Raw genomic sequence first — 16808 nt, forward strand, 5'->3', positions numbered from 1 at the left:
CTTGATCAGCCCTTATATGTCTCTCTCCAGCCCAGCAGCCTGGATTCCAGCCGGCGTACAACGGAATCGCAGAGCTTGCCCACGACCGCAAAAATAATAATGCCTACAAACACAATGTCCGTTTGGGAATAGGCTCGGGCGTCTTGAATCATGTATCCGATGCCCGCGCTGGTCCCCATCATCTCCGCTACGACCAGCACAAGCCAAGAAACGCCGAGCGACAGGCGGATGCCGAGCAGGATGTTCGGCAGCGCAGCCGGTACGATCAACCGGATCAGCAGCTGCAGCTTGGAATATTGAAAGATCCTCGATACTTCATAAAGCTTCGCATCCACGCTGCGAATACCAAGGAAGGTATTCACATAGATCGGGAAAAAGGCTCCGAGGGAAATCATGAGAATCTTCGAGAATTCCCCGATGCCGAACCACAGAATAAACAGCGGAATCAGCGATAAAAGCGGAACGGTACGCAGCATTTGAAATGAAGGGTCCAGCGTACGCTCCGCCATTTTGCCAAGCCCCGTGGACAATCCCAGAGCCAGACCCGTCAAGCCGCCCAGCAAAAAGCCCGATAGCGCTCGAAGAAGACTGATCCGAAAATGCTCCCACAGCTCGCCGCTGGCCCCCAAATTCGCGAATTGCTTGGCTATCGTAAGCGGCGTAGGCAGCAGGGACGCCGAAATCCAGCCAAAGCCGCCCGCCGCCTGCCATAAAGCCACGATCGCTGCGGGTACAAGCCAGGCATGGAGGGGCTTTGGAATGGCCTTCAGCCAGTCCCGCCCCCCTGTTTCTGAGGTGGCTGCATGACTTCTCATGATGGATCACCTCCCTTATAGCTGTCCTGCCAACGCAAAAGTCTGCCTTCGAGCCCTTTGACGAGGGAATCCGACAGCTTCCCGACGAGCGCAAACACCAAAATTCCGACGAAGACCACCGTGGTCCAGGAGAAGGAACGCGCGTCATTGATGATATAACCGATGCCGGAACTGGAACCCATCAGCTCCGCCACAACCAGGCCAAGCCATGCCACCCCGATCGAGAGACGGATGCCTAGGAAAATATGGGGCAGCGAAGCGGGAACGATCAGCCTGCGGATCATATCCCAACGGCTGAATTGCAGGACGCGGGCTACGTCAAACAGCCTGTTGTCCACGGAGCGAATGCCGAGGAATGTGTTCACGTAGAGCGGAAAGAACGAGCCCTTGGCAATAAGCAGGATTTTCGAGGTTTCCCCGAAACCGAACCATAGGATGAACAGCGGCGCAATGGCCAGATGGGGAAGCGTCCGCAGCATCTGCAAGGAAGGATCGACAAGCCGCTCGGCCTTGTACGAGAAACCAACCCATATCCCCGCGGCCAAACCGAGGCTGCCGCCGAGCAGAAACCCGAGCAGCGCTCGCCAGGATGAAATGCCGAGATGCCGAATCAGTTCGCCGGAGCTTGTTAAATAAACAAATTCCTTCCAGATATCGAGCGGAGTCGGAAGCAGGATCGGATTGAGCCAACCCATGGCCCCAGCCGCCTGCCACACGATGATGATAAAGAGCGGAACAAGCCAGCCGATCCATGCATGGGTAAGTTTAAACAGGAACCTGCGGTCAATCCGCTTATGACGGAGACGGGTTTCGACGGGGTCGGCGGTCACGACAACCGCCCCTTTGCTGATCCCTTCCGGGAGCATAAGCGCTACCTCCTTTCAATTTCAGATGATGTGCCGCTTATTGGGTTGCAGCCTCAATATACTGATTATCAAACACGTCTTTGACCTGGATTTTTTTGCGGATCGTTTTTTGCTCGAATTGGAAGTCGGCGGTTTTCTGCTGCTCCGCGATGATGTCATCCGTTACGGGAATGTTGATCGACCTTGAACGGTCAAACGTGCCTTGAATGACTTCCTGCGGGATGCCGCGCTCATCGGCGTAACGTTTAATCGCCTCCGCTTCGTTTTCTTTCTCCCAGGCGAGAGTTTTGTTCAGCACGGTCAGATAGAGCGTGACGAGATCCGGATATTGATCGGCAAAATCCTTCCGTACGATATTGAACGAAGGCGACAGGACGCCAAGCTGCTCGCCGTCCGCCAGCACGTTGCCTTTGCCTGTCAGCGTGTTCAAGGTAATGTACGGGTCCCAGGTTGCCCAAGCATCGACGCCGCCCGATTCGAATGCAGGCTGGGCTTCGTCAGGCTGAAGCTGAATGATTTCGATGTCGGATACCTTGAGCCCTTGATCCGCCAATCCCCTATACAAAAAGTTAAAGGCATTGCTCCCTTTGGTTACCGCTACCTTCTTTCCCTTCAGATCACTGAGGGTCTGCGCGGTGCTGTCCGGCGGCACGATGATGGCCACATTCTTCTGGCCGTGCAAGCTCTGGGAGATGACCTTAAACGGAATATCGGCCGCCTGGGCGGCGATAATCGGCATATTGCCGAGCCCCGCAAAGTCCAGACGATTCGAAGCCATCGCTTCGGTCATGGGAGGGCCGCTCTGAAATTCTGCCCACTCCACCTTGACGCCTAGCTTGCCGAACTCCTCCTCGAACCATCTCTCCTCGCGAGCTTTGCCAAACAAACCGCCGCTTCCCTGGACCCCGAGCCGTACGGTCAAATCTGTGTATTTGCCGTCTGCTCCCTTCTTAACGGCTCCAGCCGCGGGCTGGCTGTTTGCTCCGGCGCAGCCGGATGCGAAGACGGAAAGGATAAGCAATAGCATAATGGCGACGTTCTTTTTCTTTGTATGCATGATCAGATTCTCTCCCCTGTTCTCTATCGTTCATTTGATTTGAGGCTCGACAACCCTGGACCGATTAAATTCCTGCACCGGTATCGAACTCCGGTTCTTCCACTTTCTCGAACTCTCGCAGCACTTTGGTTCGCAGCTCCTGGAAGGAGGATCCGGTCCGTTTCCGCGGAAACGGCAGATCGATCGGCAGGATGGAACGAATATGGCCCGGTCTCGGGTTCATAATGACGACCCGCTCGCCAAGAAACACAGCCTCATCCAGATCATGGGTAACAAATAGCATGGTCGTGCGGTTATTTTGCCAGATGTCCAGCAGCACCTCCTGCATATGGGAGCGAGTGAACGCATCCAGCGCGCCAAAAGGTTCATCCAGCAGCAGCACGTCCGGATTCCGCAGCAGCGCCCTGGCGATGGCTACCCGCTGGGCCATCCCTCCCGACAGCTCCCTGGGATATGCCTTCTCGAAGCCTTTCAGCCGAACGAGCTCAATGAATTCATCCACCTTTTTCCGGACGTCCTTCTGCTTCAGCGATAAATTGCCTGCGATATTCTTTTCCACCGTCAGCCATGGAAACAAGCGCGGCTCTTGAAAAATAAACCCCTTCTCGATGCTCGGGCCCGATATCGGCTTGTCATTCAGCAGGACGCTTCCCTCGTACGATGTATCCAGGCCCGCAACGATTTTGAGCAAGGTGCTCTTCCCGCAGCCGCTCGGTCCGATCAATGTGATGAATTCCCCTTTACGAACCCGCAAGTCAATGCCTTTCAGCGCCGTAACATTCCCTGTCGGGGCTTGAAAAATTTTGTTTACCTGTTGAATAATCAATGTGTCTGCTGACATTTTCCTCACCATCCCCTATTATAATTATTCACACCTGTTTACTTGGTTAAGAGGTGAAAAAAAAAGAGATATCACGCTGGTCAAAGTACGCTCAACCGTCGTACTTGTTCCTTCGCGTGATATCTCCAGTTATCTGGTCGATAATCTTGGTATTCATTTGGTATGCCGTTATATTACAACTGCTGGTAATGGTTGTCAAACCTTTTTTTCGTTCCCTGCTAACAGGTTTGTCAGAATATATTCAACACCAGCAATGGACAAATACCGCCCAATAATGCGACAATATACTCTGCATGTCATATCTTATATAGTAAGAATAACGAAATTTGCACCATTACGCTTATAAAAGCAACATTGCATCTATAGGAAGGGAACGAAAGCATGGCTCAATTATTTTTCAAGTACGGCTCCATGAACAGTGGTAAATCCATCGAGATTTTGAAAGTCGCCCATAACTACGAAGAACAGAACAAACCGGTGCTTCTCTTTACGTCCGCTCTCGATGACCGGGATGCCGTCGGTTATGTATCGTCGCGAATCGGCCTGCGCCGTGAAGCGATACCTATATCCGATACGACCGATATCTACGGGATCGTGAAGGATCATCAGCCTAAGCCCTACTGCGTTCTTGTTGACGAATGCCAGTTCCTGTCCAAGGACAGCATCCTCCAGCTCGTTCGGATCGTCGATGAGCTTAACGTGCCTGTCATGGGCTTCGGACTAAAGAACGACTTCCGCAACGAGCTGTTTGAAGGCAGCCGCTGGATGCTGATTTACGCCGATAAAATCGAGGAAATGAAGACGATCTGCTGGTTCTGCGAGCGCAAAGCGATCATGAACCTTCGCGTCATCGACGGCAAGCCCGTCTATGCCGGCGAACAGATCCTGATCGGCGGGAATGATACCTACTTCCCTGTCTGCCGCAAATGCCATACCAATCCCCCTTTAGCATAGGACGTTATCGCAATCAAACCACCTTTTTACGTTAGGAGTTGGTCATCCATGCCGATCGTCAGACCGTTATTGACCGACCAGGACTTTCAGGAAGTCATGGAGCAGCAGATCCGTATACGCATCTTCAAGGATAATCATTTGATTGATTCGGGGAGTCTTGTCATCCGTTTCACCGACGATACCGTCATTACGCAATCCAGCGTCAGTTCGATCGGCTATCACAAGCGGGACGAATGCGAGTTTTTTGAAGTACGGAAGTGATCGGCGGATTGCCGATCACTAAAACAGCGGCCCTCTGCAGAACTTATCTGCAGAGGGCCGCTTCGTTAATCAGCATATCAAGACGATAGCTTAAACGTATCCCTAATGAATATCGGACTTTGCCATGCTTCCGCCCAGCACGTCCGCGACATTTTGAATCGAAATAAATGCGTTCTTGTCTATCTCCTGCACCACGGTCTTCAGCTTCGCAATCTCCAGCCTGGTGATGACGCAATAAATCATCTGCGTGTCCTCTTTCGAATATCCGCCCTTAGCATAGATCATGGTCGTGCTGCGTCCCAGACGCTGCATGATGGCACTCGAAATTTCCTCATATTCGTTGGATATAATCGTAACGGATTTGGACTCGTCCAAGCCCTCTACCACAATATCCATCACTTTTGCCGCTATGTAGTATGAGAAGATCGAATACATCGCCGAATCTGCACCGAATACAAACCCTGCGGTAATGAATATGAAAACGTTGATGATCATGATGATCTGACCGACCGGCATTCGCAGCTTCTTGGACAGCAGGATGGCTACGATCTCCGTCCCGTCAAGCGCACCGCCGTAACGGATGACAAGACCGACCCCGAGGCCCAGAACCAATCCGCCGAATAATACCGCCAAAATCTTCTCGTTCGTGAACGGATCTACATGATGCAGGAAGGTTGTCGCCACCGACAGCACCACGATCCCGTACAGCGTGGAAAACGCAAACGTTTTGCCAATCTGCTTGTAGCCGATAAACAGAAACGGTAAGTTGATGATAAACAGGAATACCCCCAATTTGATGGGCGTAATCGATGATAATACGATGGAAATACCGGTAATTCCACCATCGATGATTTCGTTGGGCACCAGGAAGATCTCAAGCGCCACGGCCATCAGAATTGCACCGACGGTGATAAAGATGAACCGTTTCAGAATTTCGCCGACTGTCAGTTTTTTGTGATTTTTGACCATGCCATTCTCCTTTTGTATCATTTTTCACACGATAAAGCCTGTCGAAGAACCATTGTATTAAAAAAAGGAATGGCGTGTCAATGTTGACACACCATGTCACATGGATCTTTCAGACCATGGCCGGGTCCTCTGACATAAGGAGTACAGTCCCGCCCTATAAACCTTTCGATCTATTCCTGACCCATCGCTGCGGGGCAAGACCGAATCGATTGGAACTGGGTAGGGCAAATACTTGCAATTTATAATATTGATTCCGGTTATGCTATAATATATTCCATCCGCGATCGACGAGAAAATACATAATTTTACCCTAGGCAGGGAGAGGATTTACTCATCATGTTGGAATGGCTTCAGAACGTGTGGACCCATATGAAAGAAATTGACATGGATCAAGTGCAGGGATGGCTGCAGCAGTACTCGCAGCTGGGTCCTATTCCGGGTATTTTGCTTCCATTTATAGAGGCGTTTCTCCCCTTTCTGCCCCTCATCGTCCTGGTGATGGGAAACTCCGCAGCCTATGGTTTATGGTGGGGATTCCTGCTGTCCTGGATCGGCGTTTGCCTTGGATCCGTCACGGTGTTTTGGATTGTTCGCAAGCTGGGAGGCAAACTGGGATTGCTTATACAAAAAAGAATGCCGGGATCCCAGCGTTTCTTCCATTGGATTGAAGAAAAGGGCTTTACGCCGATCTTCATCCTGTACTGCTTTCCCTTTACGCCTTCCTCGCTGATCAATATCGCATCCGGCATCAGCACGGTATCGGCTACAACGTTCACGATCGCCGTTATGGCAGGCAAATCCGTGATGATCTTCATGGTGGCATTCATCGGACATGACTGGCAGGCCTTTATCCAGCAGCCTTGGCGCATTCTTATCGCGGCCGTCGTCCTCTGGCTGTTGTGGCTGGCCGGCAAAAAGATGGAAAACCGTTACCATCACGATGATCAGCCCGGAAGCGTCGTCATCAGCAGTAAAAAGACGAAGCGTTAGAGGTTAACAAGACCCGCCGGTCCCGATTGCTGGGATGGGCGGGTCTTGTTATTTATGGGCGTACTATGTTGGAAATCATCATGTTCACTCCAATACGTATGCCGCCAGTTTATGCACCGTCTCAAAGCCCGCACGATGATACAGCTGGAGCGCCCCTGCATTGTCCTGGTCCACGCATAGCGAGATTTCTTCCAGCTGCAGGACCTGGAACAAATAATGGAGCGCTTGATCAAGCAGGATCCGGCCATAGCCTTTGCGCCGGAAATGTTCGGATACCGCGATGTACTCTATGCTTCCTTCCTGGAATTCGGGGTCTCCCTCCACATAAACATACCCGGCGAAACGGCCTTCTTCCGTAAGTATGAAGAGCCTGTGATCCTCATCCAGCTTCTGCAAAATAGACTCCGAGTTGAGATAGGTATTCGGGAAGGCTTTGCCATGCAGATCCGCGAACTCATCCCAATATTCGGGCGTGATATCCTGCAATCCAGACGCGGCATTCGTTAGCAAGGTGGATTTTTGGATTCTCAGTACATGATGCACGCCTGTCTTTCTTCCCCCTTTGTCCTCCATAAACCTCGCAGCGGACAGATGAGCTGCATTATAAAATCCGAAATAGCGTGATACGCTACCATTCAGCTTCGTTGTTCCTTCAACCCATAGCTCCTTCGCCAATCGATGCCAAAGCTCGCCTTGTCCATCGATAAAAGGTCCCCATATCTCAGCAGTTCCCTCTTCTTCGTCCACATCGAATCCCAACGCGCCTACCATCTGATCTTGATCATAGATCACGGTAAATCGCTGGCTGCTCAGCCGGCCATTTTCCGAAAAATCTTCAAGCAGCGTGCTATAAATCTCCCCTTCCTGTTCGCCGCAATATCCGACATGATGATGACGATTCCCATTCATTCGAGCAATAAAGGAAGACAGCTCTCTTAATTTCGTTTGATCTGTATCCAATACCATCCGTACACATTCTCCTTGTTCAGGATCAGCTTTCCTAGCGTGATATCCCATCACTCCGCGAATCCGTTTTGGTCAATTTTACCACGAAATGATATCCGTGAGCCAGGCATGAAACCAGAAATGGGCTTCCCATATGCTTGGAAAGCCCATCTCATCTTCTCGATTATTCATCGGGACCTTGTTTACGGTTTGCGGTCATCCTTTCTCGGAATGTTCGGCCTTCCGGGAATCGCGCATGCGTTCACGTTCGCGCTTGAGAGCAGGCTTCAGGTCATCATGTACGCTTTTCTCCCACATGGAGACGCCAGACCGGTAAGCCGCCCTCCCGTTCAAGTGGCCTGCAACCGGACCCGTAATGAAAACGAACACGATCCCCAGCAGCAGCTTCGCGCTGACATGCTCCAAGTAAAAGGTGAAATATAGAAATGCGCCCGCAAGAATAAAGAGGACGCCAAGGGTAGCGCTCTTCGTGGCTGCGTGGGATCTCATGTACACATCCGGCAGGCGAATCAGGCCAAATGCGCTCAATGCGCCGAGTAAAGCTCCGAGCAGCACCATCAGCGCAATCAGAAACTCACCGATCTGACTCATCGTTTGTGCGTTCAATGACGTCACCCCTTTCGATATATCTGGCGAGTGCGGTCGTTCCGATAAACGTTAGAATTCCGATCAGCAATATGATGTCGAAATAGACCGTTGTGCGGAAGAGCATGCACAACACGGCGATCATGGACAACAGGATGATTCCGATCGTATCCAGCGACATGATCCGGTCGTTCATGGAGGGTCCCTTGATCAAGCGATACAAGCAGCCCAGGATGGCAAGCGACAAAATCACCAGCGAAGCAATCAGCATGCTCTGGGTCATGTGCGGGTCACCTCCTTGATCGCCCGTTCGAAGGTACCGCGAATCTGATTCGACAGCTCTTCGACGTCTTCGATATCCATCGCATGAATGTAAAGCGTCTGACCCTCGCGCGACACTTCCAGGGTAAGCGTTCCTGGCGTCAAGCAGATCAGGCACGATAGCACCGTGATCTCCCAATCGGATTTCAGCTCCGTGGAGTAAGCGAAGATGCCGGGACGAACGTTCAGCTTAGGTCTTATGATCTGACCGATGACCGTGACGCTCGATTTAAACAGTTCGCTTAGAAACAGGAGCAGCAGCATCAGGATGGACCACAGCTTGCGCAAATAGAAGTCGTTCGGCCAGAATCGCCGCAGCATATAAATGAGCAAGATGCCGATCAGGTACCCAACAATGAATTGTTGGGGAGACCAGTTGTTGTTCAGGAACATCCAGACAATGGCAATGATGATATTCAACAGGATTTGATGGCCCATATCCACTACTCCTTTAATACGGCTTGAATGTATAGTGACGGATCGGATAATACGGCGCCTGCTTGGGAGGTATAGGTATATACCCATTCTGAACCGACTCCCAGGACAATCACTATGATCGCAAGCAGAATCGCTCCCGCATAAGCGGTCCGATGGATTCTGACCGGCCGCGATTCGTTAGGCCCTGGCGATTCGCCCCAGAATGCTCCCATAAACACTTTAATCAGGGAGTAGAGCACCGCCAGGCTTGATGCCAGCGCCAATCCCGTCAGCGCATAATGCCCCTCGCTCAGTCCGCCGCGAACGATAAGGACCTTGCCAAGAAATCCGCTAAGCGGCGGAATGCCGACCAGCGCCAGCGCCACGATGAAGAACATCCACCCTACCAGGGGATGGCGCTTCATCAGGCCGCCCATATCGCTCAGCTTGCTCGCGCCCGCGCTCGCCATGATGATGCCGCCCAGAATAAAGAGCAGCGCCTTAGCGATCATATCATGCATCAAATAGAACACGGCTCCGTTTAAGGAATCCGAGGAGGCAACCGCCACACCAAAGGCGATGAAGCCCACGCTAATGATGATGTTGTAATTCAGGATGCGTCCGAGATCCTTATACGCAACCGCGCCCAAGCTGCCCAGAACAAGCGTGGCCGCAGCCATCCAGCCGATGACGGCGTGAATGTTGCCGGTATCGTGATGGAAAATCAGCGTAAAGGTTCGGATAATCGCATATAAACCGACCTTCGTCAGCAGGGCGCCGAACAGAGCCGTTACGGCCGCCGGAGGTGCGCTGTAGGAACCGGGCAGCCAGAAGAACAGGAACAAGCCCGCCTTCAGTGCGAATACGATCAGGAACAAAAGGCCAATGACCGACAATATTCCGTCCTGCTGTACTTCTGCCACACGCAGGGACAGATGCGCCATGTTCAGCGTGCCGACCGTGCCGTATAAATAAGCTACGGCTGCAACAAACAAGGTGGATGAAATAATGTTTATAAGCATGTACTTCAAGGTTTCTCTCAGCTGCCGCTTGGTGCCGCCCAGCACGATCAGCGCATAGGAAGCGATCAGCATGACCTCAAAGCAGACAAACAGGTTGAACAGATCCCCCGTCAGAAACGATCCGATCACGCCGGCCAGCAAAAATTGAAAAAAGGGATAGAAGTAATGCTTCTCTCTCTCTTCCCCGATGCTCCGAAAAGCATAGAACAGGCAGGCTGCTGCAACGATCAGCGTCGTAAGCACCAGCAGTGCCGCCAGCATGTCCGCCACGAACACGATCCCGTACGGCGGCTGCCATCCGCCCATATGAAGCGTCTGGATGCCTTCGTTACTCACCTGGTTGACGATGAACAGGGCGCCAAGCAGGTTGATTAGAATACTAACCGCGCTGATCCACCGCTGCGCGCGGACGTATTTGGAACAGAAAATAAGAATGACGGCCGTAACCAAAGGAATCAGGAGCGGAAGCACAATCACGTTATTCATCGTCCATCCCCCTTAACTCCTCCATGTTGTCCGTGCCCAACCGTTGATATGCTTTATAAGCCAGTACGAAAAAGAACGATGTGACGCCAAAGCTGATGACGATGGACGTCAGTATCAATGCTTGCGGAACCGGATCAACGTAAGAGGAAGCCTCTTCGCCAAGCAGCGGCGCAGCCCCGGTCTTCAGCCTTGACATGGTGAGCAGCAGCAGATGGACGCCGTGGGTTAACAGCGAAGTGCCAAGAATGATCCGCAGCAGGCTCTTGGATAAGATCTGGTAGATCCCAACCGCGAAAATAATTCCAATGGCAAACGACATATATAGTTCCATGGTCAGTTATCCCTCCCGATCGAATTGATGATGGTCATCGTCACGCCGACTACGGCCAAATAAACGCCGAGGTCGAAGAGAACCGCAGTAGCCAGCTCCGTTTTCCCGAGCAGCGGCAGGTTGAAATAACCGAAGGAATGACTTAAGAACGGTGCGTTAAAAGCAAAGGAGCCGATCCCTGTAAGCAGGGCGATGGCAAGTCCCGCCGCCGTAACCTTTCGGAACTCGAAAGGCACGATCTTGCGGGTCATATCCATGCCGAAAGCCATGGATAACAGAACCAGTGCCGCAGAGGTCATCAGTCCTCCGATAAATCCGCCGCCCGGCTCATGGTGTCCCGAGTTGAACAAGAACCAGGAGAAGGTTACCACGATAAAGATAACCACCTTGGATACGGTTCGAAGAATGACATCATTGCTGTTGGGCAGATATGCCCCTTCATAACGATCCCGCTCTCCCAGAATCCCTTCTCCCAAATCGATTTTGATCAAGGCATAAATTCCAAGGGATGCAATGCCCAGAACCGTAATTTCAAGCAGGGTATCAAAGCCGCGGAAATCCACCAGAATGACGTTGACGATATTTTTGCCGCCGGCGGAGCGATAGCTCTCTTGAATGAAGTAATCCGCAATGGAGTCGAAGGTCCTCCCGCTGCTCGCAGCCAGGGCGATCAAGGTCACGACAGCACCGACGCCTGCCGAAATAAGCAGATTTCTCCATTTCAAGCTCATCGGCACCTTCTCCCGCTTCAGCTTCGGCAAATGATAGAAACAGAGCAGGAACAGCATCACGGATACCGTCTCGACGACCATCTGGGTCAGCGCCAAATCCGGCGCCCGGAACAGGACGAAGAACAGAGTCACCATGTAACCGGCAGCACCGGTCAATATGATCGCCATCAGCCGCGTCCGGACGAACGGCAGCGCGATGACCGGAATGACCAGGCCGAGTATGGCGACGGCCTCATAGAAGGACATCGGCGCGTAAGCGGTCCTATCAAACCCGATATTGTCGACCAGCAGAAGCCCCCCGCCAAGAACGGCTATAAAAAACACGAAAATATACATCACGTAATGACGGAGAGAGCCTGTCATGTAGGTTGAGGTCAGCGTTTCGCCGCCTCTTTCTAGGACTCTCAATCCCCCGTCATACAGCTTGTTCCATGTCCATCGCTTCATCAGCGATGTATTCAAAATTCGAGCTCTGCCGTGAAGCTTATACAGCACGATACCGAGAACTATGATGCCGATGGTCATGAAAATCTCCGTCGTCCAGCCGTGCCACATTTCGATGTGTACGTGAAAACGATCCTCCGCCCCGAGCAGCCCTGGATGAATCGCGGCCATCGCCGGTTCGATGAGCGTTTGGGACAACAGGTTCGGAAACAAACCGAACACGATGGCGAGCGATGCCAGAATGACCGGTGGAATCAGCATTCCCAGCGGGGCTTCGTGCGGCTTCTTCTCCAGCTTTTCAGGCTGGAAGCGTCCGGTGAAGGTTTTGAAGACCAGGATCATGCTGTACAGGAACGTAAACACGCTGGCAATCCAGGCGACGACCGGGATCAGTATGCCCCAGGTCTCTGCATTCCAGAAATTCATGTCAGAGGCCTGAAGGACTGCCGTAAAGAACATCTCTTTACTCAAGAATCCGTTGAACGGAGGCAAACCGGCCATGGAAAAAGCCCCTATGACCGCCACGGTAAACGTAATCGGCATGAGGGACATCAGCCCGCCGAGCTTCCGCAGATCCCGGGTGCCCGTCTCATGATCCACGATGCCGACGACCATAAACAAGGCGCCTTTGAATATGGCATGATTCATCAGATGAAAGATGGCCGCCGTCGTCGCTTTCGCGTAGAGCAGCGTGTCTACGCCGCCTCCATAATAAGCGGCGGCAGAGCCCAGGCCGAGCAAGCTCATGATCAGCCCCAATTGGCTGATGGTGGAGAATGCCAGGAGCGCTTTTAGATCCGTCTGCTTGATCGCGCGGATCGAAGCATAAATCAGCGTGGTCAAGCCCGTAATCGCTACGATCCAGAACCAGGATGCCTGCCCGGCAAACACCGGACTAAACCTGGCCACCAAATAGATCCCGGCCTTCACCATGGTCGCGGAGTGCAGATAAGCACTTACCGGGGTCGGTGCTTCCATCGCATCCGGCAGCCAGATATGGAACGGAAACTGCGCGGACTTGGTGAAGGCCCCGAGCAGGATCAGAATCATGGCCGGAATAAACATCGCATCTCCGGCAATGCTCCCCACATCGGCGACGATCTCCCGTACGCTAAAGGTGCCCGTCATGACATAAAGCAGGATAAACCCCGCGAACATGGCAAGTCCGCCGAATACGGTGATGAGCATGGATTTTAAGGCTCCGTATCTGGAGCGGTCCCGATGATGCCAGAATGCAATCAGCAGGAAGGACGAGATACTGGTCAGTTCCCAGAAGCCGTACAGCACCATCAAATTATCGGAGAGCACGACGCCCAGCATGGCGCCCATGAACAGTAGCAAGTACACATAGAATCTGTGGACCGCTTCCTTGTTTTTATCCATATAAAAGATAGAGTACAGGACAACGAGTGAACCAATGCCGGATATTAATAGTGCAAAAATCAAGCTTAATCCATCCAAATAAACGGTAAAGTTTATTCCCGCGCTTGGGATCCATTCCAGGACGGCTTGGAGCTGTTCACCTCCCTGAATGGTTGGGATAAGTCCCAAAAAATAGGCGAACAGGACAACCGGGACCGGCAAAACCACCCATCCGGTGTGGACGCGGCCGATGAGCTTGTAGGTCAGCATAACCACAAGCGCTACGATAAAAGGGGCCAAAACGGCGATGTGCAGCAAAGACAAAGTCTACTCCTCCTATAGTCCGATTTTTCCTTCATTAGTAGTATTTCCCCATAATTTAGGCATAAGTCCAAAAAAACACAAAAAGAGCCCGCTGTTGGCAGGCTCCTCCAGGTAAAACCATATGGTATTTTTTCGAATCACACTGAAAATCAGTATATCTTGAGATCAAAGCTTTGTCAAAGGGTATGTCGGGGAATGAAATGGAGGCTCTCGGGAAATTACTGTATGTAAAGGAGTGGTTCCCATGATGATCAAAAAAGCGGCAGTTTGCGCCTTCGTCTTTCTCATGATATTGACGGCGGCCATCGTGATGAATCTACGCACGCAGTCCGCCTACCTACAGGAAAACCCGTCAAACGGCTTATATCAGATGCAGCATTCCCAAGGAGGGGCCCCCTTGTTCTCTCCCCGAGAATACGTGAAAATCATTCGCCATTCACCCGAGACCTTGCCGAATCAGCCTTAAGCTATATCAGAACCCGATCCGTGGGCCTATCCATGAAATTGGATCTCATTATTCTCCTTGCTTCGTTTATTTCTTCGCGTCCACCACGAAATGATCAGGATGACGGCCAGCGCCGCAACGATTCCAGCCGCATAATAACCGTACCGGTTAATCAGCACGCCAATATGATCGACGACCTGATCGCCGACAAACATGCCCAAAGAAAAATAACCGGTGGTCCACACCAAGGACGCGGTATACGAGTAGATCGCAAACCGGCGATACGGCATTCCCTTCATCCCGACCGCATACGGAGTAACATTGCGCAGGATGGGCAAAAAGGCGCTGATGCATATGGCGTAATTGCCATATTGGCGGGTCAAGCGTTCGGATACATCGAGAAACTGGCGAATCTTCGACTTTTCCCCTACGCGGTTTAACAGCTTGCTGGCGGTAAAGCGGCTAAGCATGAAACCGACCGTCGATCCCGAGCACACGCCGAGAAAGGTCATGATAAAAGACGGGGCCGGCGATAATATCCCGGATGCCGCCAACGCTCCGCCAGTCATGGCCACGACTTCATTCGGCACGGGTAGCCCGACCAATCCCAGGCATAATACGAGGAATAATGCGTAATGCCCGATTTGTTCAATAAAATTCAATAGCGTATCCACGCCCTGGCCCCCTAATCCGTCCCTGGAATATATATCAGCTTATATGACAACGCGGCTTTCGCAAACGTGCTGTAGACGAGGATATCAACTGGACCTGAGACCAGGTTTGTTTGGGATTATGCTCGTTCAGAGATTTTTAAATGCCGAAATGAAGGACCCCGGATCCTCCTTCACCGTGTACGAATACACCCCTTGCTGGGTATGCAGGTACAAGAAACCTCCGCCGTCTCCCATCGGCCGATAGGACAGGTCAAACACCTGCCGGATCGGAAACTCCCGGTATTTGGTTACGATTCGATCCTCGTACAGGAACATCTCCCGCCCTTGCTCTTCCGTTCGTTGTTCAATGCCGTCCACGATTCGGTTGATTTTGTAGTACGGCTGTACGGCTACCCAATTCACAAGCTCCCTCCTTGCCGTCTTCATATTCTCACTTGGGAGATCGCATGTCTCCCTTCTTCTTCCTGCGGCTCTTTATTCGTTCCAGCAGCTCCAGCGCCCCGATAAAAAGCACGAATACCACGAAGAGTGCGGCGGCACGGCCAGGCTCGATCAGACCGGTAACGGACGCTATAATGCCTGTAATGCCTACAATAATAATACCTAATACAGATAGTTTCCAACCTGTTAACATATGTATGCTCCTATAAGTAAACATAATTGCCGTCCCATATGATCGTAGACCTTCATGATCAACCAACTCTCCGGCACACACGGAATGTATCATAAAGAACACCCTATATTCAAGTTATGGCCGCTATGCCCGAATCCAGAATTTCGATTGCCAACCTGCGATACATTTGCAATAATTTACACATGGAGAGAAATGATAGTCCCGCCTCCGCATACCAAAATAGACAGGAGGAGCATGTATGAACTCAACAACCTGGATACTGCTCATTGTATTCATCGTGGTGGATGTATGGATTATTTCTTTTTTCGTTAAACGCTCGTTACGCAAACAAAATAGCCAGCTGGTCCCTAAGGGAAATAAGCCTCAGCGAGGGAAAATACCGGAGCTGCCGCCGATTGTCAAGGCCGGAAGCCCGGCAAACGAGCTTGTCGGCAGACTGGAAGCTGCGCTGCCCGATACTTATCAGAGCATGCTGAAACAGCGCGTGATGAGTGAGCATCCGGACATGTCCGAACAGGAATATGAATGGAGATGGCAGGAGCTTAAACGTTTCTTTATCATGTGCGCCGTGTTGGACCGCGTACCGATGTTCAGCAAGGACGTCGATGAGGTCTGGCATGAAATGCTGATGTATACATACGAATATCAACAATTCTCGGACCGATTTCTTGGCCGGATGCTTCACCATGCTCCCAACACCGGTACCGAACATGTGCCGATTCCGAATGAACGCGCCTGGTTCGATACCGTATATGTGCAATTGTTCGGCTGGCATGAATACAGTGCCAAGCTATGGGGAGCTTTCTTCCGCGTCCCGCTGCCGCGTAAAGAGCTGGACCTTTGCACCTCCCCCCATTTTGATGTGAATCATGGCCAGAAGCGATTTAATGCCTGGACCTATGAGAAGATTCCTGCAGCACGCATGGCCATTGATGCTATGATCCGGGATCTGCAGGATCGGGTCAGAGCCGCTCAAACCGAGCCGCGGCGTCAAGAGAAGAGGGTCAACTTTCAGAATAGCGATGTGCTCCTGGCAGCGGCCGTCTATTTTGCCTGGAATGCACCGGACCAATTCAATGATCATATGATCCCGGATGAGCGCGAGCTTCATAAAAACAACAGCAGCTCCTCCTGCACCTATGCTTCGGCTTGCGGCTCAGGCGGCTCGGATTCCCATGACGGATCGTCAAACGATGGTTCATCAGGCGGCGGTTCCTCCTGCAGTAGCGGGTCCTCTTGCAGCAGCGGTTCGTCCTGCAGCAGCTGCGGAGGCGGCTGCAGCAGCTAAATACAAACTTAACAAGAATCGCTTG

20 protein-coding genes are annotated in these 16808 nt (G+C 51.9%); 5 read left to right on the top strand and 15 right to left on the bottom strand.

All coding sequences use genetic code 11. From position 1 onward, the window contains the following. Nucleotides 1-5: 5 nt before the first annotated feature. From MHI43_RS19480 to MHI43_RS19495, 4 genes are all read right to left on the bottom strand, one after another. Nucleotides 6-815: an ABC transporter permease gene (locus MHI43_RS19480; protein WP_015736045.1), complete on the bottom strand. Its 810-nt coding sequence runs from the start codon at nucleotides 813-815 to the stop codon at nucleotides 6-8. Beyond that, on the bottom strand, nucleotides 812-1681 hold the full coding sequence (locus MHI43_RS19485; RefSeq protein ID WP_015736046.1) for an ABC transporter permease: 870 nt from the start codon (nucleotides 1679-1681) through the stop codon (nucleotides 812-814). Before MHI43_RS19485 ends, MHI43_RS19480 begins: the two co-directional genes overlap by 4 nt. A 37-nt stretch (nucleotides 1682-1718) precedes the next feature. Then, entirely contained in the window at nucleotides 1719-2738 is a 1020-nt protein-coding gene (locus tag MHI43_RS19490; RefSeq protein WP_015736047.1) for an aliphatic sulfonate ABC transporter substrate-binding protein, read from the bottom strand. Nucleotides 2739-2802: 64 nt separating this feature from the next. Next, a complete protein-coding gene (locus MHI43_RS19495) occupies nucleotides 2803-3579 on the bottom strand; it encodes an ABC transporter ATP-binding protein (RefSeq protein ID WP_015736048.1) in 777 nt (258 codons plus the stop codon). 381 nt (nucleotides 3580-3960) lie between these two features. Here MHI43_RS19495 and MHI43_RS19500 point away from each other — a divergent pair, with 381 nt between their 5' ends. Both MHI43_RS19500 and MHI43_RS19505 read left to right on the top strand, forming a co-directional pair. Continuing rightward, nucleotides 3961-4533 (top strand): thymidine kinase, encoded by a 573-nt coding sequence (locus MHI43_RS19500; protein WP_036661246.1) that lies wholly within the window; start codon nucleotides 3961-3963, stop codon nucleotides 4531-4533. A gap of 48 nt (nucleotides 4534-4581) precedes the next feature. Next, nucleotides 4582-4794 (top strand): hypothetical protein, encoded by a 213-nt coding sequence (locus MHI43_RS19505; RefSeq protein ID WP_036661247.1) that lies wholly within the window; start codon nucleotides 4582-4584, stop codon nucleotides 4792-4794. Nucleotides 4795-4896: 102 nt separating this feature from the next. On the opposite strand, the gene MHI43_RS19510 is transcribed toward MHI43_RS19505, so the two are convergent. Next, nucleotides 4897-5763 (bottom strand): YitT family protein, encoded by an 867-nt coding sequence (locus MHI43_RS19510; protein ID WP_009592439.1) that lies wholly within the window; start codon nucleotides 5761-5763, stop codon nucleotides 4897-4899. A 336-nt stretch (nucleotides 5764-6099) separates the two neighbouring features. Here MHI43_RS19510 and MHI43_RS19515 point away from each other — a divergent pair, with 336 nt between their 5' ends. Further along, nucleotides 6100-6753 carry a TVP38/TMEM64 family protein gene (locus tag MHI43_RS19515; RefSeq protein ID WP_015736051.1) on the top strand — a complete coding sequence of 218 codons (654 nt, stop codon included), beginning with the start codon at nucleotides 6100-6102 and terminating at the stop codon, nucleotides 6751-6753. Between the two features lie 84 nt (nucleotides 6754-6837). Here the strand turns inward: MHI43_RS19515 and MHI43_RS19520 are convergent, their stop codons facing one another. The 7 genes from MHI43_RS19520 to MHI43_RS19550 form a co-directional block, all read right to left on the bottom strand. Next, nucleotides 6838-7719 (bottom strand): GNAT family N-acetyltransferase, encoded by an 882-nt coding sequence (locus MHI43_RS19520; RefSeq protein WP_036661248.1) that lies wholly within the window; start codon nucleotides 7717-7719, stop codon nucleotides 6838-6840. 195 nt (nucleotides 7720-7914) lie between these two features. Further along, the gene (gene mnhG / locus MHI43_RS19525; RefSeq protein ID WP_015736053.1) at nucleotides 7915-8310 is read right to left on the bottom strand and encodes a monovalent cation/H(+) antiporter subunit G; all 396 of its coding nucleotides are present in this window, start codon (nucleotides 8308-8310) and stop codon (nucleotides 7915-7917) included. Then, nucleotides 8294-8587, bottom strand: coding sequence for a Na(+)/H(+) antiporter subunit F1 (locus MHI43_RS19530; protein ID WP_036661249.1), 294 nt, complete (start codon nucleotides 8585-8587; stop codon nucleotides 8294-8296). The genes mnhG and MHI43_RS19530 overlap by 17 nt, the downstream gene beginning before the upstream one ends. After that, complete coding sequence (locus MHI43_RS19535) at nucleotides 8584-9063, bottom strand: Na+/H+ antiporter subunit E (RefSeq protein ID WP_015736054.1); 480 nt, start codon at nucleotides 9061-9063, stop codon at nucleotides 8584-8586. Before MHI43_RS19535 ends, MHI43_RS19530 begins: the two co-directional genes overlap by 4 nt. A gap of 5 nt (nucleotides 9064-9068) precedes the next feature. Next, nucleotides 9069-10550 (bottom strand): Na+/H+ antiporter subunit D, encoded by a 1482-nt coding sequence (locus MHI43_RS19540; RefSeq protein ID WP_036661251.1) that lies wholly within the window; start codon nucleotides 10548-10550, stop codon nucleotides 9069-9071. Next, the gene (locus tag MHI43_RS19545) at nucleotides 10543-10881 is read right to left on the bottom strand and encodes a Na(+)/H(+) antiporter subunit C (protein WP_036661254.1); all 339 of its coding nucleotides are present in this window, start codon (nucleotides 10879-10881) and stop codon (nucleotides 10543-10545) included. The genes MHI43_RS19540 and MHI43_RS19545 overlap by 8 nt, the downstream gene beginning before the upstream one ends. Nucleotides 10882-10883: 2 nt before the next feature. Next, nucleotides 10884-13742, bottom strand: coding sequence for a Na+/H+ antiporter subunit A (locus MHI43_RS19550; RefSeq protein ID WP_036661256.1), 2859 nt, complete (start codon nucleotides 13740-13742; stop codon nucleotides 10884-10886). Between the two features lie 244 nt (nucleotides 13743-13986). Between MHI43_RS19550 and MHI43_RS19555 the strand changes: the two genes are divergently transcribed. After that, nucleotides 13987-14208 (top strand): hypothetical protein, encoded by a 222-nt coding sequence (locus MHI43_RS19555; protein ID WP_036661258.1) that lies wholly within the window; start codon nucleotides 13987-13989, stop codon nucleotides 14206-14208. A 26-nt stretch (nucleotides 14209-14234) separates the two neighbouring features. Here MHI43_RS19555 and MHI43_RS19560 read toward each other — a convergent pair whose 3' ends face one another. The 3 genes from MHI43_RS19560 to MHI43_RS19570 all read right to left on the bottom strand — a co-directional run bounded on the left by MHI43_RS19560 (nucleotide 14235) and on the right by MHI43_RS19570 (nucleotide 15495). Further along, nucleotides 14235-14861, bottom strand: a complete 627-nt coding sequence (locus MHI43_RS19560) for a DedA family protein (protein WP_036661260.1) — start codon at nucleotides 14859-14861, stop codon at nucleotides 14235-14237. A 126-nt stretch (nucleotides 14862-14987) separates the two neighbouring features. After that, entirely contained in the window at nucleotides 14988-15263 is a 276-nt protein-coding gene (locus MHI43_RS19565) for a hypothetical protein (protein WP_015736058.1), read from the bottom strand. A 28-nt stretch (nucleotides 15264-15291) separates the two neighbouring features. Beyond that, on the bottom strand, nucleotides 15292-15495 hold the full coding sequence (locus MHI43_RS19570) for a hypothetical protein (protein ID WP_015736059.1): 204 nt from the start codon (nucleotides 15493-15495) through the stop codon (nucleotides 15292-15294). A 238-nt stretch (nucleotides 15496-15733) separates the two neighbouring features. On the opposite strand from MHI43_RS19570, the gene MHI43_RS19575 reads away from it, so the two are divergent. Then, nucleotides 15734-16783: a hypothetical protein gene (locus MHI43_RS19575; protein WP_036661262.1), complete on the top strand. Its 1050-nt coding sequence runs from the start codon at nucleotides 15734-15736 to the stop codon at nucleotides 16781-16783. The last annotated feature ends 25 nt before the right edge of the window (nucleotides 16784-16808 follow it).

Origin of the sequence: Paenibacillus sp. FSL H8-0457, from assembly GCF_038051935.1 — a bacterium.
GTDB lineage: Bacteria > Bacillota > Bacilli > Paenibacillales > Paenibacillaceae > Paenibacillus_AQ > Paenibacillus_AQ lautus_A.